This is a genomic window from Sphingomonas sp. QA11 (genome assembly GCF_028473665.1).
Lineage (GTDB): Bacteria > Pseudomonadota > Alphaproteobacteria > Sphingomonadales > Sphingomonadaceae > Sphingomonas > Sphingomonas phytovorans.
On sequence record NZ_CP098774.1, the window covers coordinates 3,457,349 to 3,475,397 of the forward strand.

General features: G+C 65.3%; 16 protein-coding genes, 1 tRNA gene and 1 riboswitch. Of the genes, 10 read left to right on the top strand and 7 right to left on the bottom strand.

Going from position 1 to position 18,049, the window contains the following annotated elements; translation table 11 throughout:
- Positions 1 to 81 precede the first annotated feature (81 nt).
- Positions 82 to 338: riboswitch (cobalamin riboswitch) on the bottom strand.
- Positions 339 to 591: 253 nt separating this feature from the next.
- Both NDN01_RS16100 and NDN01_RS16105 read left to right on the top strand, forming a co-directional pair.
- Positions 592 to 1,803 (top strand): glycosyltransferase family 39 protein, encoded by a 1,212-nt coding sequence (locus NDN01_RS16100; RefSeq protein WP_272622772.1) that lies wholly within the window; start codon positions 592 to 594, stop codon positions 1,801 to 1,803.
- On the top strand, positions 1,800 to 3,221 hold the full coding sequence (locus NDN01_RS16105) for a UbiA family prenyltransferase (protein WP_272622773.1): 1,422 nt from the start codon (positions 1,800 to 1,802) through the stop codon (positions 3,219 to 3,221). Before NDN01_RS16100 ends, NDN01_RS16105 begins: the two co-directional genes overlap by 4 nt.
- Positions 3,222 to 3,253: 32 nt before the next feature.
- Here the strand turns inward: NDN01_RS16105 and NDN01_RS16110 are convergent, their stop codons facing one another.
- Both NDN01_RS16110 and NDN01_RS16115 read right to left on the bottom strand, forming a co-directional pair.
- Complete coding sequence (locus NDN01_RS16110; RefSeq protein WP_272622774.1) at positions 3,254 to 4,336, bottom strand: acyltransferase family protein; 1,083 nt, start codon at positions 4,334 to 4,336, stop codon at positions 3,254 to 3,256.
- 177 nt (positions 4,337 to 4,513) lie between these two features.
- Positions 4,514 to 4,600 (bottom strand) — tRNA-Tyr (locus tag NDN01_RS16115).
- Between the two features lie 134 nt (positions 4,601 to 4,734).
- On the opposite strand from NDN01_RS16115, the gene NDN01_RS16120 reads away from it, so the two are divergent.
- The 3 genes from NDN01_RS16120 to NDN01_RS16130 are packed head-to-tail and all read left to right on the top strand — an operon-like array spanning position 4,735 to position 7,905.
- Positions 4,735 to 6,345: a M20/M25/M40 family metallo-hydrolase gene (locus tag NDN01_RS16120; protein ID WP_272622775.1), complete on the top strand. Its 1,611-nt coding sequence runs from the start codon at positions 4,735 to 4,737 to the stop codon at positions 6,343 to 6,345.
- Positions 6,345 to 7,091, top strand: coding sequence for a 23S rRNA (guanosine(2251)-2'-O)-methyltransferase RlmB (gene rlmB / locus NDN01_RS16125; RefSeq protein WP_272622776.1), 747 nt, complete (start codon positions 6,345 to 6,347; stop codon positions 7,089 to 7,091). Before NDN01_RS16120 ends, rlmB begins: the two co-directional genes overlap by 1 nt.
- A gap of 28 nt (positions 7,092 to 7,119) precedes the next feature.
- Entirely contained in the window at positions 7,120 to 7,905 is a 786-nt protein-coding gene (locus NDN01_RS16130) for a hypothetical protein (protein ID WP_272622777.1), read from the top strand.
- A 33-nt stretch (positions 7,906 to 7,938) separates the two neighbouring features.
- Here the strand turns inward: NDN01_RS16130 and NDN01_RS16135 are convergent, their stop codons facing one another.
- Positions 7,939 to 8,256, bottom strand: a complete 318-nt coding sequence (locus NDN01_RS16135; RefSeq protein ID WP_272622778.1) for a 2Fe-2S iron-sulfur cluster-binding protein — start codon at positions 8,254 to 8,256, stop codon at positions 7,939 to 7,941.
- Between the two features lie 66 nt (positions 8,257 to 8,322).
- On the opposite strand from NDN01_RS16135, the gene NDN01_RS16140 reads away from it, so the two are divergent.
- Both NDN01_RS16140 and NDN01_RS16145 read left to right on the top strand, forming a co-directional pair.
- The gene (locus NDN01_RS16140; protein ID WP_272622779.1) at positions 8,323 to 8,946 is read left to right on the top strand and encodes a DNA-3-methyladenine glycosylase family protein; all 624 of its coding nucleotides are present in this window, start codon (positions 8,323 to 8,325) and stop codon (positions 8,944 to 8,946) included.
- Position 8,947: 1 nt separating this feature from the next.
- On the top strand, positions 8,948 to 9,310 hold the full coding sequence (locus NDN01_RS16145) for a hypothetical protein (protein WP_272622780.1): 363 nt from the start codon (positions 8,948 to 8,950) through the stop codon (positions 9,308 to 9,310).
- A 44-nt stretch (positions 9,311 to 9,354) separates the two neighbouring features.
- Here the strand turns inward: NDN01_RS16145 and NDN01_RS16150 are convergent, their stop codons facing one another.
- Entirely contained in the window at positions 9,355 to 9,768 is a 414-nt protein-coding gene (locus NDN01_RS16150; protein ID WP_272622781.1) for a DUF2147 domain-containing protein, read from the bottom strand.
- Positions 9,769 to 9,844: 76 nt separating this feature from the next.
- On the opposite strand from NDN01_RS16150, the gene NDN01_RS16155 reads away from it, so the two are divergent.
- Both NDN01_RS16155 and NDN01_RS16160 read left to right on the top strand, forming a co-directional pair.
- The gene (locus NDN01_RS16155; RefSeq protein ID WP_272622782.1) at positions 9,845 to 10,714 is read left to right on the top strand and encodes an S-methyl-5'-thioadenosine phosphorylase; all 870 of its coding nucleotides are present in this window, start codon (positions 9,845 to 9,847) and stop codon (positions 10,712 to 10,714) included.
- Between the two features lie 60 nt (positions 10,715 to 10,774).
- A complete protein-coding gene (locus tag NDN01_RS16160; RefSeq protein WP_272622783.1) occupies positions 10,775 to 12,127 on the top strand; it encodes an Nramp family divalent metal transporter in 1,353 nt (450 codons plus the stop codon).
- On the opposite strand, the gene NDN01_RS16165 is transcribed toward NDN01_RS16160, so the two are convergent.
- A complete protein-coding gene (locus tag NDN01_RS16165; RefSeq protein WP_272622784.1) occupies positions 12,114 to 12,965 on the bottom strand; it encodes an HpcH/HpaI aldolase/citrate lyase family protein in 852 nt (283 codons plus the stop codon). The two genes, NDN01_RS16160 and NDN01_RS16165, sit on opposite strands and share 14 nt — an antisense overlap.
- Positions 12,966 to 13,090: 125 nt before the next feature.
- On the opposite strand from NDN01_RS16165, the gene NDN01_RS16170 reads away from it, so the two are divergent.
- Positions 13,091 to 14,800, top strand: a complete 1,710-nt coding sequence (locus tag NDN01_RS16170) for an ABC transporter ATP-binding protein (RefSeq protein WP_272622785.1) — start codon at positions 13,091 to 13,093, stop codon at positions 14,798 to 14,800.
- Here the strand turns inward: NDN01_RS16170 and NDN01_RS16175 are convergent.
- Together NDN01_RS16175 and NDN01_RS16180 are read right to left on the bottom strand one after the other, a co-directional pair.
- Complete coding sequence (locus tag NDN01_RS16175) at positions 14,797 to 15,624, bottom strand: arylamine N-acetyltransferase family protein (RefSeq protein ID WP_272622786.1); 828 nt, start codon at positions 15,622 to 15,624, stop codon at positions 14,797 to 14,799. The two genes, NDN01_RS16170 and NDN01_RS16175, sit on opposite strands and share 4 nt — an antisense overlap.
- Before the next feature lie 10 nt (positions 15,625 to 15,634).
- The gene (locus NDN01_RS16180) at positions 15,635 to 17,977 is read right to left on the bottom strand and encodes a GH92 family glycosyl hydrolase (protein WP_272622787.1); all 2,343 of its coding nucleotides are present in this window, start codon (positions 17,975 to 17,977) and stop codon (positions 15,635 to 15,637) included.
- Positions 17,978 to 18,049 lie beyond the last annotated feature (72 nt).

The window sequence follows — 18,049 nt, forward strand, 5'->3', positions numbered from 1 at the left end:
ATCACGCACCTCGCGGCCCCAGCCGCATGGTTCGTCGCTCAGACGGAGTACCGTGCCGTGACCATCCCCTGGACCAAGGCAAGAGCGACCAGAGCGCCGGCAGGTCTCCTGGCTCGCGGGTCACAGCTTGATGCACACCTTCCCAGGCCCCGCATGACTTAGCGTCCGGCCCAGTGGCTGTTCCTCGGGCGATCACCCAGGAACCAGTGCATCGCGCTCACCGCTTACAGTTGCAGGGACAGCCGCGGATTTGGATGGCCCCGGCTTTCACCGGATTCATCCGCACCGCATTCCCGAATTAAGCCCCTAATCGGGGCACCGGCGCGATCATGAACGATCCGGCATGACCCGATCGTTCGCGGCCCCCTTAGATCAGGTGGCAGCGCTCGCCAATGGGCTATTTGCCGGCATCACCAAGATGCCGGACCGAAAGACCGCGCGCGAAAAAGATACCTCGCACGAACGGCAGCGTCGGGATGGCCCCGATTAAGTGGATTTCAACTCGCGAACGTTATTCGGCAGCACGTGCGGCACTATAATCTTCTTTTAAAAAGGGCCTCCGTTCCCTTGACGGGCCGTGGCGAACTGGGGGTGCTTGCATCGATCCTTGCCTTGGCCGTGCTTGCCCGACTGGTCGCCATGCATGTGTTGCACGAACCGATCGTAAGCGACGCCGCCGCCTATCTCGAAATGGCGCGAACGCTGGCAGGGCCGGGGCCGATGCGCGACACCTATGGCAATGCCGCCTTTTACAGCCCCGGCTATCCGTTCGTGCTTGCCGGGGCATATGCGCTCGGCGTGACGGGGCTGGCCGCGGCGCAGGCGATCAATCTCTTCCTCGGCCTGATCTCTACCCTGCTGATGTATCTGGTAACCCGGCGGGCCAGCGGCCGGCCGTTCGCGGCCCTTGTCGCGGCGACTGCCTATGCGGTGCTGATCCCGGCGGTTGCCGGCACCGCATTCGTCCAGCGCGAGAATCTTTCGGTGCCGCTCCTCCTGCTGTTCATTCTTTGCGTGATCGAACTGGCGCGGACTCGCCGGCCCAATAGCGTCGCCGCGATCACGGGAATGGTCTACGGCGCCGGGTTGCTGGCGGGCGCCTCGATCATCCTTACCGTCGCTGCGGCGATCGTCGCGATGCTCTGGCGCAAGTCCGATTTGCGCGCAGCGGCGACAGCGGCAGCCACCTTCGTCGCCGGCGCCGCGCTGGTGGTCACGCCGTGGCTTGCCCATGTCGATCATGAGCTCGGCCGGCCGGTGCTGACGACCAATGGACCATTCAACCTCTATGTCGGTAACAATCCCGCGGCGGACGGCCGGTTCGTCAGCCTGCGCGACACCCCGATCGGCGCGGCATGGCACGGGCTGCGCGCCCAGGAAGGCGAACTGGGCGCGACCGACCAGCTGGGGCGGCTCGCGGTCGCCCATATCCGCGCGCACCCGGTCGAAACCGTCGCCCTCTCGCTCAAGAAGCTTGTACTCTTCTGGCTGCCCGACCTGCCCGACAATGCCGATACCGATCATGGCGCAGCGATCAACGCGCTGCGCTGGCTCGATGTCGTCCAGTATCTCCTGCTGGCCGGGCTCGGCCTCGTCGCGATCCTGCGCTGGCGGACGCGCTCGCAGGGCGAACGGCTGGTCATCATCACCCTTGGCGCCTTCTGGGCGATCCATGCCGTAGCCTATGTGATGCCGCGCTACCGCCTGCCGGCTCTCCCGCTGCTGGCGGTGCTCGCGGCGGGCGTCATCACGCCGCACTCGCGACGCCCGGCCGAACCCCGGCCGTTGGCGGCGGAGGCATGAACGCCCCGGTCCCGCGTCCGCTCTATGTCGATCTCGACCGCACGCTCGTCGCGGGCGACGTGTCGCTCGAAAGCTTTCTTCGTTTCGCCCGAAGCGGCATCGTGCCCGCGCTCCTGCTGTGCCTGTGGCTGCTGCGCGGACGCGCCTTCGCCAAGACGATGGTCGCGCGACGGGTCGCGTTCGATCCGGCTGCGCTTCCCTACCGGCCCGAAGTGGTCGACCTGATCAGGGTCGCCCGCGCGGAAGGACGGCGCGTCATCCTGGCGAGCGGATCGCACCGCCATCATGTCGGGCGCGTCGCGCGGCATCTCGGCCTGTTCCATGCCGTGGCGGGAACGACCCACCGGCGCAACCTGACCGGCCATGCGAAGCTGGAATGGATCAGCGGCGACGCCTGCGGCGCGTTCGACTATATCGGCGATAGCCGCGCCGATCGCCCGATCTGGAAGGCATCGCGAACCGCGCTGACGGTCGGCCACCATCCCGGCGGCGGCAATGTCCATCGAGTCGCTCATGCCGGCCAGTCGCCATGGCGCGCGACGGTGCGGGCATTGCGACCCCATCAATGGGCAAAGAATGCGCTGATCGGCGTACCGCTCGCCACCGCCGGGCTCTGGGGCGACCCTGCCCTGCTTTCCCGGACGGCCCTCGCATTCATCCTGTTCTCGCTGGCGGCGTCGGGTGTCTATCTTCTCAACGACCTGCTCGATATCGACGCGGACCGCGCGCATCACACAAAGCATCGCCGCCCGATCGCCTCGGGCGCGCTGTCCATTCCCCGGGCGATCGCGATTGCCACAGTGTTGCTGGCGGTCCCGCCGCTGGTCGCGTGGCAGACCCTCGGCCCCGGTTTCGCGATCGTCCAGGTCGGCTATCTCGCGCTGACGACCGCCTATTCGATGAGGTTGAAGCAGGTCATGGCGCTCGATGCGATCGTCCTTGCCTGCCTCTACACGCTGCGCATCTTCGCCGGTGCGATCGCGATCGCGGTTCCCGTCAGTTCGTGGCTGCTGACCTTTGCGATCTTCTTCTTCCTCAGCCTCGCCTATCTGAAGCGATACACCGAACTGGCCGGCGCCGTGTCTCCGGACCGCCTGCTCAGCGGACGCGGCTATGTAGGGGCCGACATCGAGATCGTGATGGTCAGCGGGGTGGCGGCCGGCATGGTCTCCATCCTCGTACTCGCCCTCTTCATCAACGGATCCGCGCCGGAATATGCCAACGGCACTCCAGAGCTGCTGTGGGGCCTATGCCTCATCCTCCTCTATTGGCAGAGCCGCGTCTGGATGATGGCCCGTCGCGGCCAGGTCTCGGGCGACCCGATCGCGTTTGCGATCACCGACCCGCGTAGCCTGGTGCTGGGCGGGCTTGCGGCGGCAATCGTGGTCCTCGCCCAGCGGGTGCATCTGGCCATCTGACGCTATCGGCGGCGGCCAACGCCGCCATCAGCTTACGCGGCCTGGAACTGTAGCCGGTGCCTTCGTGCCTTGAACATCGCCTGTATTTTCAGGTCGACCCCATGGGCACCCCATCCGCATGCGAAAAGAGCGATCACGAACACCGCACCCACCACGGGCGGGTCGATGTGCGTCTTCCGGATGATGAAAATGCACATCGCGATCAGCGGAGCGTGGATCGCATAGATCGGGAACGACATGGCACCCAGCCATCTGAAGACGGGCAAGAGCGAGGATGTCGGCTCTACGCGCGAACCGAAAAAGATGAGCAACGGCGAAGCGGCAATCACTATTAGCAGATCATAAAATGGGCGAAATGCCACGGCAGGATCGTAGAAGAGCATTGCGAATACGGCAATCAGCGCGGCGACAGACCAGATGGTTCGCACCGGCGCGGCACGAGATCGAATTCTGTACAGTATAATTCCGAGTGTGAAGGAGAACATCGTCCGGGCCACGCCGGCGGGAAGCGATTCCCAGCGCGGTCCAAGATTGGCGCCCCCAAGAGTGAGGACGAAGTATCCGAAAGCGGTGCCCGCAAGCAGCGCCACGAGCACGTAAGCCCATGGCCTGAAAAATCTGGCGACTGCGGCCCACGCAACATTGACCCAAAATTCGTACACCAACGACCAGGCCGGGTAATTCAGCGGCGAGAACGTTCCTACGCCGGTGCCGATCGATGGAAGGAACAGCAGCGCCGACAAGACGCCGGCCGGTATACGCCACATCGCAATTGCGTTGGGACTGCCGGTCAGCGATTGCCCGATCATCTGGATCGTCCCCAGCGCGAGACCCAGAACATACAGCGGATAGAAACGGACGAGACGTCGAAGGACAAAGTCGCCGGTGGTGAGCGCACCGGTTTCGAGCTTCGCGCCATTGGACGCCGCCAAAACGAAACCGCTGAGAACGAAGAAGATATCAACGGCGAGATGGCCACTCATCGCCTGCCGGGGCCAAAAATTCGCGAAGGTGTGGAAAATGACCACAGAGATGGCGGCCGCCCCTCTTATGCCGTTCAGGGTTTCATATTCCCGCTTGCCTTCCATCGTCGCCCCCATTGCGGTGTAAGCCATCAGGATGTTTCCGTCGGTGCGCCGCACCGCTCAAGGGAAGCCGCGCAGGAAGGATGATGAGGCAAGCGGGACCGAAGACGGTGGTCATTGGCCGACACCGTCGCGCAGGAATGGCATTTCCCGACCATTTCCATGATCCATATACAAAAAGCGCCGGCAAAACCGGCGCTTATGTGTTGGTGGACAGGGCTGGATTCGAACCAGCGTACGGGAAACCCGGGCAGATTTACAGTCTGCTGCCTTTAACCACTCGGCCACCTGTCCACTGGGCCGCTCAAAAGCGAGGCGGTCCCATGCCGACCGAACGCCATGCTGTCAACGCCTGACGAGCCCTTGCGCGGGAAGGCAGTGGCGAATAGGCCTCGTAATAATCTTTCAATGCCTCTCCGGGGATTCCGATGCGTCGTTCGCTGCTGCTCGCCACCGCGCTGCTCTCCCTTTCCGCGCCTGCCCTTTCGCAGGTTGTCGATCGCAACCAGGTCAACCGCATCATCGACGAGGGCACGACGCGCAGCCAGGTGATGCTGACCGCGCAGCATCTTTCAGATGTGATCGGCGCCCGACTCACCAATTCGCCGTCGATGCGACAGGCGGAAAACTGGACCCAGGCGAAGTTCACCGAATGGGGCCTGAAGAATGTCCACAAGGAAGGATATGATTTCGGCCGCGGCTGGTGGATCAACAGCTCGAGCGTGCGCATGGTCACGCCGCGCCCGATCGTGCTGACCGCGATCCCGATCGCCTGGACGCCTTCGACCAACGGCACGATCAGCGCGCCCGTCTTCGTCGCGCCAATGTCGAAGGAGCGGGATTTCGACAAATGGCGCGGCAAGCTGAAGGGCAAGATCGTGATGATCACCCAGCCGGGCACCGGTAGCGAACCCAGCGAGCCGGCGTTCAAACGCTATACCAGCGAGGAACTGGCCAAGCTCGACCAGTATCAGCAGCCGACCTATGATCCCGAGGCAACGGATCGCCGCCTGAAGCGGATGGATTACGCCAAGAAGCTCGATGCCTTCCTGAAGGCCGAGGGCGCCGTCGCCTATGCGACCATGTCGCGGCTCGACTACAAGCTGGTGCATGGCGAGGGCTATCTGTTCGGCGTCGGCGAGACCCAGGCGATGCCGGGCGTCGAGATCGCGGCCGAGGATTACCGCCGGCTCGCCCGCCTCGCCAAGGCAGGCACCGCGCCGACGGTCGAGATCAACAACGACGTGCGCTTCGACGACAGCGACGCCAAGGCCTATAATATCTTCGCCGAGATTCCCGGCACCGATCCAAAGGCAGGCTATGTGATGGCCGGCGCGCATCTCGACAGCTGGGTTGCGGGTGATGGTGCCGCGGACAACGGCGCCGGAACCGCGATGATCATGGAAGCAGCGCGTATCCTGTCGGCGAACGGCATCCGGCCGAAACGCACGATCCGCTTCGCGCTCTGGTCCGGCGAGGAGCAGGGTCTGCTCGGCAGCCTCGCTTATGTCGAAAGCCATCTCGCGACGCGCGGCAAGCCCGGCGACCCGGTCCTGACCGGCGTCGCCCGTTACTATGGCTGGCAGAGCCGCTGGCCGATCACAGCCAGGCCCGGCTGGGGCGATCTCGCCGCCTATTTCAACCTCGACAATGGGGCGGGCAGGATTCGCGGCATTTATGTCGAGAACAACCAGGCAGTCGCGCCGATCTTCCGCGACTGGCTCGCGCCGTTTTCCGGCATGGGTGCGAAGGACGTGGTGATCCGCAAGACGGGCGGCACCGACCATGTCTTCATGCAGGCGGTCGGCGTGCCCGGATTCCAGTTCATCCAGGATCCGCTCGACTATGGCAGCCGAGTGCACCACACCAGCATCGACACCTTCGACCATCTGAAGGGCGACGACATGCGCCAGGGATCGATCATCCTCGCCTCGTTCCTCGCCAACGCGGCCAATGCCGACAAGGCATTGCCTCGCCCCCCGATGCCGACCGAGCCGGTCGTCACCGATCCCTTCGCTTACACCGTGGACGACGACTAATGGCCCGCAAAGGACACCGCCCTTCCCAGGCACCTGTAGGCCGCCCCCGTTTCTGGGGACGGCACGCCGTGACGGCCGCGCTGGCCAATCCCGAGCGTACCGTGCGTAAGCTGTGGGCGACACGCGAGGCGCTGGCCTCGCTCGACATCCCTCCGGTGATCCCGATCGTCTTTGCCGATGTCGCCGATCTTGCGCGGCTGGTCCCCGGCGACGCGCCGCACCAGGGACTGGTGGCGGAGGTCGATCCGCTCGAGGACATCTGGCTGGGCGATCTGCTTCAACAGGGTGCTGACGACAGGCGTCCGCTGATCGTGCTCGACCAGGTGACCGATCCGCACAATGTCGGCGCCATCCTGCGGTCGGCGGCGGCGTTCGACGCGCTCGGCATCATCACCCCGGACCGCCATTCGCCGCCCGAATCAGGGACGATCGCCCGTTCCGCCTCGGGCGCGCTCGAGATCGTCCCCTGGGTGCGCGTGGTGAACCTCGCCCGCGCTCTGGAGGAGATCGCCGAGGCAGGCTTCTGGCGTGTCGGCCTTACCGGGGAAGCGACGCAGACACTCGCCGAAGCGATGGGCGAGACCCGCGTCGCGCTGGTGCTCGGCGCCGAGGGCGAAGGCATGCGGCAGAATACCGCGGCGCACTGCGACGAGCTTGCGCGCCTGCCGATCTCGCCTAAAGTGGAAAGCCTGAACGTGTCCAATGCGGCAGCAATCGCCCTTTACGCGGTGACGACACGGGGCTGACCACGGCGGACCAGACAAAGGCAAGACCATGGCGGCACGATTTTCGCGGCTGATCCTCACGCTGCTGCTGCCGTTCGCGCTGGCGAGCTGCGTGCTCACGCCAAGCAAGTTCGTCTCGACCCTGCGCATCGATGCCGACCGGCATTTCACCTTCACTTATGTGGGGGAAGTGCTCGCGCTCGATATCGGCGACGACATGATGAAGGGCATGGGCGACAATTCGCCGGATACGCCGGCCGATCCCGCCGCCGGGGATGGCACGGCGACGCTGCAGAAACTCGCCTTCCAGGACAAGCCGGATGCCGCCAGCCCGGACAGTGACGGCAAGGACGACGCCAAGACCAAGGCCGCCAAGAAGGCCGCGGCGGATGCCAAAAACCGGACGATCGCCGAGACGTTGTCGAAGGAAGCCGGCTATCGCAAGGTGGCCTATCTCGGCGACGGCAAGTTCAGCATCGACTATGCCATCTCGGGCACGCTCGATCATGCCTTTCTGTGGCCGTACAATGTCGATGCCGAACTCGTCTTCCCGTTCATCGCGATCGAGCTGCGCGCGAACAACACCGTACGGATGAAGGCCCCTGCCTTCGCCAATGACAGCAGCAAGAGCAGCGGCGGCATGGCCATGCCGGGGTTGGACAAGGCGTCGGACCAGCTCGACGGCGTCTTCACGCTCGATACGAATGCGGAGATCGTCAGCCAGAACAACGAGGATGGCGCGGTGACGGCCGGCGGCCGCAAGACCATCACCTGGAAGGCGACTCCGCTGACCAAGGACGCGCCCAGCGCCGTGTTGAGGATGGCCGCGAAGTGATTGCTCCCCTCCCGCAAGCGGGAGGGGATAACCTCAATCCTCGGCCGCGATCGTCACCTTCATGCCGTCGAGCGCGTCGGTCAGCTCGATCTGGCACGACAGGCGCGAACGTTCGTCGCGATCGGAGGTCGAATCGAGCAGATCGTCCTCGTCAGCGCTCATCTTCGGCAGTTTGGCAGCAAATTCCGGGTCGACATGGACGTGGCAGGTGGCGCAGCTGCAGCAGCCGCCGCACAGCGCCAGGACCTCATCGATCCCGGCGTCGCGAATCGCCTCCATCACCGAAAGCCCGGCCTCGCCCATGATCTCCCGTTCTTCCCCTTCACGGGTCACGACGATAAGCTTGGGCATCAAATCCTCCTCCGGGGTTCGGCGCCGCCATGCCGCCCCCGGCGCCGCTAATCAAGGGACGAGAATATGGGCCTGAGCGCCGAACAGCTTCGCGCGGCGCTCGACATACTGGCCGCGAGCGAGCCGTGCTTCGCCACAGCGATCGCGCGCGCGGGCTATCCCCCGCCGCGAATCCGCGCGCGGGGCTATGCGACCTTGCTGCGCACGATCGTCGGACAGCAGGTCAGCACCAAGGCTGCCGAATCGGTGTGGCGGAAGCTGGAGGGGATTGTCGGCAACCTCGACGACCCCCGCAATATCATGCACGCGACCGACGAGCAGCTTCGCGAGGCGGGGCTGTCGCGGCAAAAGGCCAGCTATGCGCGCAGCCTCGCCGACGAGGTGACGAGTGGCCGGCTCGATCTGGCGAATCTTCCCGCCGACGACCAGGAGGCGGTCGCCGCGCTCGTCCGGATCAAGGGCATCGGCCGCTGGTCGGCCGAGGTCTATCTCCTGTTCGCCGAAGGACGCGCCGACATCTGGCCGGCCGGCGACCTGGCGGTGCAGATCGAGATCGGCCGAATCCTGGGCCATGACGAACGACCGAGCGAGAAGCTGACCCGCGAGCTCGCCGAGGCCTGGCGACCTCATCGCGGCGCGGCAGCGATTTTCGCCTGGCATCATTATGCCGCCGACATGAAGGTGATCTGACATGGCCCGCGCCGCCCGCCTTGAACGCCTGGACGCCCACCGCGTCGAACTGGAAACGACATATCGCACCACGCTGATCGCCGCACTGCGCACCACCGCCGCAGGCCGTTTCGGCCTGTTCGACCATCATCAGGACAAGGATACGCGCAAGCGTGCGGCGGCGGTCGTCGATCCGATCATCACGCTTGGCGAAGAAATTGACGAGATGCGATCGCAACTCGGCATCGAGCCGTTCGCGCTGCACCAGGAATTTCTCGCGTCGCGGGGGCGGCCCAAATCACCTCAGGCGGTGGGCGAAGCGAAGCAGGCACAGCAATGGTTGAGCCGCCTGGAGACCGACAATTCCGAGGAACGGGATTCCTGATTCCGACGCCGTCAATTGCCTCGTTTCCGGAACCGGGGTTCGCCTCAGTGAGCCGCCGGCCATGTCACCGTGCGGCAAATGATGAACCAGCATCCCTCCACCTTCAGGCTGGTGGCCGACTGGCGGCTGATATAGGCTCGATAGGTCTTGCCCTGGAAAGGGTAATAGATTTTCCCTTCCCATTTGCCGTCCTGCTCGGTGAAACCGTACAGCACCTGCACGCCGACCAGCGAGCGGGTGCGCAGCGCCGGACTGGGATTGTGGCTGTCCGTCGTCGGCCCCTCGACTCGGGCCTTTTCGGTCAACCGCGTGATATGGCCGCACAGCGCCTTGCCACAGGGCGCGATCGTCACGATGCCCTTGCCGTCCTGCGAAACCCAGTCACCGGTGATGCCGTCAGCGGCATGTGCGGCACCGGACAGGATAATCGACAAAATCGCGGCAAGAACAAATCGCATATGGCGGCCCCGGGGCTCGAGAGATAGGCGGTATAAGACGGCGGTAGCCGGAATCGACGACCTATGGGAGCATCGAATGAGCGGCAAATGGAAGATCGGAATCATCGGTGGTTCGGGACTCTATGCCATCGATGCATTGCAGAACCCTGAATGGGGACGCGTTTCCACACCCTGGGGCGATCCGTCGGACGATCTTCTGTTCGGATCGATCGGCGATGTCGAGCTTGTCTTCCTGCCCCGCCATGGCCGCGGCCACCGCATTCCGCCGTCGGAACTCAACTTCCGCGCCAATATCGATGCGCTGAAGCGCAGCGGCTGCACCGACATCCTCGCCATCTCCTCGATCGGATCGCTGCGCGAGGAATTGCCACCCGGGCATTTCGTGGTGGTCGACCAGTTCATCGACCGGACTGTCGCGCGCCCCTCGAGCTTCTTTGGCACCGGCATGGTCGCGCATGTCTCGATGGCGGAGCCGGTCTGCCCGCGCCTTTCGGCCTTCGCCGCCGAGGCGGTACGCGCGGCCGGCGGGTCGATCACCAAGGGCGCGACTTATCTCGCGATGGAAGGGCCGCAATTCTCAAGCCGCGCGGAAAGCATGCTCTACCGCCAATGGGGCGCAGACGTGATCGGCATGACCGCCATGCCCGAGGCAAAGCTCGCCCGCGAGGCGGAGATGCCGTACGCCCTGATCGGCATGGTCACCGACTATGACTGCTGGCGTGAGGAGGCTGCTTTCGTCGAGGTGAGCGAGGTCATCAGGCAGATGTCGGCCAACGGCACCATCGCCCGCAAGGCGGTGCTTGAGTTCGTCGCCGCGTTGCCGGCCGAGCGCACGCCCTCCCCGCTCGACACGGTGCTCGACCATGCGCTGATCACCGCACCGGATGCGCGCGACCCGGCCGTGCTGGCGAAACTGGATGCTGTCGCCGGCCGCGTCCTGGGCTAAGGCGAAACCGAATGCGGCTCCGGCGATTGACGGCATGATACGCATACGAGAGGATACCGCATGTCGCCGCCGCCCTCAGCCACGACCGCGCCGGGATTCGACGGCATGAGCGACATGCGGCCGCAGCGCCCCTCGCTTTCCGAAAGCTATCGCACCATCGCGGTGCCGCTCGGCAAAGGCGGCTTCTGGCGCAAGACCGCGGCCTTCGCCGGCCCCGGCTATATGGTCGCGGTCGGCTATATGGACCCGGGCAACTGGGCGACCGATCTCGCGGGCGGATCGGCCTTTGGCTACACCCTGCTCTCGGTCATCCTGCTGTCGAACATCATGGCGATGGTACTCCAGTCGCTGTCGGCGAAGCTCGGCATCGTCACGGGACGCGATCTCGCCCAGGCATGCCGCGCCAACTACAACCCGGTGATCAATTTCTGCCTGTGGGTGCTGTGCGAGCTTGCGATCATCGCCTGCGATCTGGCCGAAGTGCTCGGCACAGCGATCGCGCTCCAGTTACTCTTCGGCCTTCCGCTCATAGCAGGCGTGTGCCTGACCGCGTTCGACGTGCTGCTGATCCTGGCACTCCAGCGATTCGGCTTCCGCAAGCTCGAGGCATTCATCGTCGCTCTGCTGGTCGTGATCGCTGGCTGCTTCGCCTATGAACTGGCGATGGCGCAGCCGAGCGTTGCCGCGATCATGCGCGGGCTGGTCCCGACGAGCGAGATCGTCACCAACCCGGCGATGCTTTATATCGCGATCGGCATCCTCGGCGCGACGGTGATGCCGCACAATCTCTATCTCCATAGCTCGATCGTGCAGACACGCCGGTTCGGGCAGGACGATGAGGGCAAGCGCGACGCGGTGAAGCATGCCACGATCGACAGCACGGTCGCGCTGACGCTGGCGCTGTTCATCAACGCCTCGATCCTGATCCTCGCCGCCGCGACCTTCCACACGGCCGGGCGGACCGACGTCGCGGAGATCGACCAGGCCTATAAGCTGTTGTCGCCGATGCTCGGCGCCGGGGCCGCCAGCGTGCTGTTCGCGGTGGCGCTGCTCGCGTCGGGACAGAATTCGACCGTCACCGGAACGCTTGCCGGGCAGATCGTCGCCGAAGGGTTCCTCGACCTCAAGCTGCCGATGTGGCTCAGGCGCATGGTGACTCGTCTGCTGGCGATCGTGCCTGCGGTGATCGTGGTCGGCATCGCCGGCGATTCCGGCGCGACGAAATTGCTGGTGCTGAGCCAGGTCGTGCTGAGCCTCCAACTGCCGTTCGCGGTGGTGCCGCTGGTCAGCTTCACCAGCGACAGGAAACAGATGGGCGCTCTCGCCAATGCGCTGTGGCTGAAGATCGCGGCCTGGGTGATCGCCGCAACGGTGATCGGGCTGAACGCGACGCTGCTGTTCAGCTTCTTCTGATCGACCCGGCCAGCGTGGCGATCCGCTGCGCCTGTTCGAGGTGCAGGAGTTCGACCATCTCGCCCTCGACGCGAATCGCTCCCTTCCCCATATTCTCCGGTAGCGCGAACGCGGCGATGATCCGATCGGCCCACGAAATGGCTGCCGCCGTCGGACCATAAGCCCGATTGGCCGCCGCGATCTGGGCGGGATGGATCAGCGACTTGCCGTCGAAGCCGAAGGCTGCCCCCTGGGCGCATTCGGCAGCTAGCACCGCCCCGTCCTCGATCACGTTGCACACGCCGTCCAGCGCAGCGATACCGGCCGCGCGGGCGGCGGTGACGATCATCGCGAGATGGCCGAGCAACGGGGTCCGCTCGGGCCCGGGCGTGCAGCACATCTCCTTGGCGAGATCGTTGGTGCCCGCGAGCAGGCCCACCAACCCGGTGGCGCGCGCCGATGCGGCGATCGCGGGCAGATCGAGCATGCCGGCGCATGTCTCGATCATCGCCCAGAGCGGTACCGTACCGAGCAGCATGCGGGCCGCTTCCAGATCCGCGGGAATCGATACCTTGGGCAGCACGACCGCTTCGAACCCCGCGTCCGCCACTGCCCGGCAATCGTTAGCCCCCCATGGCGTATCGAGCGCATTAACGCGTACGAACAGGGCACGATCGCCGAACCCTCCGGCTGCCGCCGCCACGATCGCCTGGTCGCGCGCTGCCGCCTTCAGATCGGGCGCGACCGAATCCTCAAGATCGAGGATCACCACATCGCAATCGAGGGTGCGCGCCTTTTCGATCGCGCGCGCGTTCGACGCGGGCATGAACAACGCACTACGGCACGGACGGGCGATCATCGGGCGGCTCCTGCAAACGGGTCGCCCGCATACAGGAAGTTCGCGCTCTCCGCGCAAGCCCTAACGCCGCCGCATATGCACACAGCTTCTCGACGGCGGCCCGCGCGCGTGGGAAAGGGATTTCCATGACACTTGCCTCGATGACCGCGCTCTGGCGCTCTGCCGCCCGTTTCTTCGAGGCCTTTGCGCGCTTTGCCGGCGTGCGCGGCTGGATCGCGGCGGGCCTTGTCGGCCTTTCCGCGATCCTCGACGGCGCGGGGCTGGTGCTGCTCATCCCCATCGTCGATGCCGTGGTCAATCCGGGCGACGGGTATCTACCGACACGGGCTGTCTTCGAAACCCTGGGCGTCCACAGCCAGATGGGCCGCCTCGCCCTGCTGATCGCTGCGTTCGTCGCGATGGCGGTGCTGCGCGCGGTCGTGCTCTATTCGCGCGACATGCACCTCGCCCGACTTCAGGGCGACTTCGCCCAGCATGAGCGTGACCGGATCATCCGATCGCTGGCAGGCGCACCGTGGAACCGGATCGCGGCGCTCAGCCATGCCCGCGTCACGAATATGGTCAGCGTCGAGGTCAACCGTATCGGATCGGGCGCGCAGTTCCTGATCCAGGGCGGTATCGCGCTGGTGATGCTGGTCGTGCAGGGCGCCCTTGCCTTCCTGCTCGCGCCGGGCCTCGCGCTGGCCATCGCCGCGATCGTCCTGATCGGCGGCGGCGCGGTCCTGCTGGCGCAGGGCCGGGTTCGCGATCTCGGTGTCGGTCTGGTCGATGCAAACCGAAAGATGATGGGCAGCGCGACCGGTTTTCTGGGCGGACTGAAAGCGGCGACCGCGCAAAACGCCCAACACGGCTTTGCCGAAGAGTTCGCGACGATCCAGCGTTCCGTCCGGGCACGCATGCTTGAATTCACCCAGCGTCAGGCGCGCAGCCGGCAGGTCTTCGCGGTCGGATCGTCCCTGATGGGCGCGATCGTCGTGCTGACCGGCTATGCCGTGCAGATTCCGCCTGCGGTATTGATTACTCTGGTGCTGATCTTCGCGCGGATGAGCGGACCGGCCATGCAGATCCAGCAATCGACGCAGAACTTCTTCTTCGGCCTCCCGGCGTTCGAAGCGGTCCGCAAGCTCGAGGAGGATCTCGATGCGAGCGCGGCGCCCGCGCCAGTGCCCGTCATGCCACCGCCGGGCGCGATCGAATTGCGGGGTGTGTCGTTCCTTCATCCGGGCGGCGGCGGGTTGCATCCGGCCGACCTGACGATTGAGCCGGGCTCCTTCATCGGCATCACCGGACCATCGGGCGCTGGCAAGACGACGCTGGTCGAGCTGCTCACGACACTGCAGGAACCGCAGACCGGGCGGATGCTGATCGGCGGCGAGCCGCTCGACGCGGCGCGGCGGGCGGGCTGGCGCGAGAGCCTCGCCTATGTTCCGCAAGAAGGCTTCCTGTTCAACGACAGCGTGCGCCACAATCTCACCTGGGGCACCGACGGGATCGACGATGCGCGCCTTTGGGATGCGCTGCGCCTTGCCGGTGCGGAAGAGATCGTCGCGCGCCTGCCCGAGGGGCTGGAAGGGCAAGTCGGAGAGCGCGGGATCGCGCTATCCGGCGGCGAGCGCCAGCGCCTGTCGATCGCCCGCGCCCTGCTCCGCGATCCGCGCATGCTGGTGCTGGACGAGGCAGCGAACGCGATCGATGCAGCGGGGGAAGCTGCGTTGCTCGAGCGGCTGGCCAGTCTCGATCCGCGCCCGACAATCGTGATGATCTCGCATCGCGCGGAAAGCCTGGTGCTGTGCGATCGTGTGATCACCGTCGAGCTCGGGCGCCTTTCCGCCTAGGCCTCGCCGAACAGGCCGAGCGCGGCGACCTCTTCGGCGGTGAAGTCGATCCCGAACATCAGGCTCAGCCGCATGCGATAGACGCGCGGATCGACGATTTCCGCGACGTTCTCCTCCTCGCCCGCACGCCGGCGATAGACACGGTCGGTGAGGCCGGCGAGCCCGCGCGGCAGCACGATGCTGACGAGGCGGAGTTGCAGGAAGCGGCTCTCCGGCGCGGTCGAGGTCCAGTGGTTGCTCAGGTGCAGGTCAGCGTCCCAGACCTGGCCGAGAGTGAAGCTGTATTGCGGCTGAAAGCCTTCCCCGGCGCCGCGCCCGTCGGTCGTGCCGGGATGGCCATCGCGCAGCAGCATCCAGCCATGCAGCGTATCGCGCTCCAGACGGAAGCTGGCGCCATCCGGCGCATCGACCATTGCGCCCTCGGCCAGCGGCATGATCGGCGTGTAGCTGCCGCCGAAGCCGGGATCGGCGACCCATTCCTGCCCGTCGATCGTCACCAGGCTGAATACATGGGCGAGCGGCGGCGTGTCCGTCGCGCCGAGCCAGACGCGGGCGAGCAGCGGCCGAGCCTCGAAGCCGAGTGCCGTCAGCGCGTCCAGGAACAGGCGGTTATGCTCGAAGCAATAGCCGCCGCGCTTCGCGGTCACCAGCTTGGCGAAGACCGATTCGCTGTCGATCCGGATGCCCCGGCCAAGGATGATGTCGAGATTCTCGAACGGGATGGCGAGACGATGGGACCGCTGGAGCATGGCCAGACCCTCGGCGTCGGCGAGAGGCCGTTCCTTCAGGGCGATGCGGGCGAGATAAGCGTCGAGGTCGAACATCAGCGTGATTCTACTTTCCTGCGGAATAGCCGGTCATTGAATAGGGGCGATTCTTTTCCCCCGTCGCCCAAATGGTGTTGGGCGTCGCCTGCATGACGAAGCGGAGCTCGCCGCCGGCAACGATCTCGCTATGGCGGATAAAGCCGCGCGGCAGCAATGTACCGTTGAGCAGCACCCGGCCGACATAGCGATTCGTATCGGACAGCCCTTCGACACGGATCGTGAAGCTCTTGCCGTTCGGCAGATTCAGCACCGCGCGATCAACGAAGGGGCGACCGATGACATATTCGCCCGTCCCCGGTGCCACCGGATAGAAGCCGAGGCTGGTGAAGACCAGCCAGGCCGACATCTGGCCGAGATCGTCATTGCCGGACAGGCCGTCAGGGGTCGGCTTGTACTGGCTGTCGACGATCTGCTTCAGCCGTTCCTGCGTGCGCCACGGCGCACCGGCATAGCTGTAGAGATAGGCGACATGGTGGCTCGGCTCGTTGCCATGGATATACTGGCCGATCAGGCCGGCGATGTCCTCGGCATGGCTATAGTCGACCTTGCTGTTGTCGAAGTCGAACATCGCGTCGAGCTTCTTCACGGTCGCCGCGTCGCCGCCGAGCATGCGGATCAGGCCGCCCTGATCCTGCGGCGCGAACCATGAATATTGCCAGGCATTCCCCTCCGTATAGTCGCTGCCATAGTTGATAGCGGTCGGATCGAACGGCTCGCGATAGCTGCCGTCCGCCTTGCGCGCACGGAGGAAGCCGGTCTTCGCATCGAAGCTGTTGCGCCAGTTGAGTGCGCGCCTGTCGAAGCGGTCGGCCACATCCTTGCGCCCCATCGCCCGCGCCATCCGCGCAATCGTCCAGTCGTCATAGGCATATTCGACCGTCTTCGACGCCGCCTCGGGCTCGCGGTCGATCGGCACGTAGCCGAGTTTCATATAGTCGCCGAGGCCGCCATAAGGCGTGTAGTCGGCGCTTGCGACCATCGCATCCAGCGCCGCCTTCGCGTCGAAGCCCCTGATCCCCTTCAGATAGGCGTCGGCGATGACCGGCACCGCATGATAGCCGATCATCGTCCAGGTCTCGCGACCGTTGAACTGCCAGACCGGCAGGATGCCGAACGGGCTGTCCTGCCGGCTTGCGATCAGCGAGTTGACGAAATCGGCGTTGCGCTTTTCCGGCTGGATCAGGGTCAGCAGCGGATGCTCGGCGCGGAACGTATCCCATAGCGAAAAGGTCGAGTGATAGGTGAAGCCGCTTGCCTGATGGACCTGATCGTCCGGCCCGCGATATCGCCCATCGGCATCCCCATAGACGCTGGGCGCGACGAGTGTGTGATAGAGCGCGGTGTAGAGCGTCTTCCTCATCGGACCCGGCGCCTCGATTGTCGCCGCACCGAGCGCTTTCTCCCATGCCGTTCGGGTCAGTGCGCGAATCGAGTCGAAGTCGCCGGGCTCGCTCGCGAGGTTCGCCAGCGCGCCCGCTTCATCGACGCCGGAAATGGCGACATGAACTTCGAGCGGCCTTGTCAGCGTGCCGAAATCGAGCCGGGCGACAAGCGCCCGCCCCGCCAGTTGATCCACCCCGTCATCGCCGCGACCGGGGCCCTGGAAACCCTTGTACGGCACATCCTCCTCGCGGTTGACGAAGGCGTGACCGGCAAGCGGTGCGGAGAAGCGCATCGCGAAGAACAGCTTGCGCGCCGGTGCCCAGCCCCGCGTCTCCCGCATGCCGGTGATCGTACCGTCGGAACGGACCCGGACCGACGACCAGAGGATCTTGCCCGGATAATTATAGATGCTCGACCGGAGATCGACCACGAGGTGTGCCGTCTTTCCCGCCGGAAAGCCGTACCGATGCACGCCGACGCGCGTGCCCGCCGTCAGCTCTGCGCGCACGCCGGGGTCGCTGAGGGTGACCGCATAATAGCCGGGTGTCGCGACCTCGCTCGCATGGCTGAAGCGCGAACGGTAGCCCGAGCCCGGCCTGGCCGAATCGCCCGGTTCAAGCGGGACCGCATCGCCGGCCGCTGGCATGACGAGGACGTCGCCGAGATCGCTGTGTCCGGCACCGGAAAAATGCGTATGCGAGAAGCCGAGGATCGACGAATCCTCGTAGCGATAGCCCGCCGCCCATTTGTAGCTCTGCTTGAACGGCTTGATCTCGGTATCCGGGCTCAACTGCACCATGCCGAACGGCGCGACCGCGCCGGGGAAGGTATGCCCCTCCCCACCAGTGCCGATGAAGGGATCGACCGAGTCGACCGGCGCGGCGGGAGCAGGCGGCGCCGTCTGCGCGGTGGCGAGGCTGGCAGCCGTGCCGAAGCACAGGATGGCGATGACCGGGAGGCGTTTCATCAGGGCTTTAGACCACAGGAGCTCGAGGGGGTGAAGCGCCCAGCGGGAAGGAGATCGAGATCAACGTTGTCA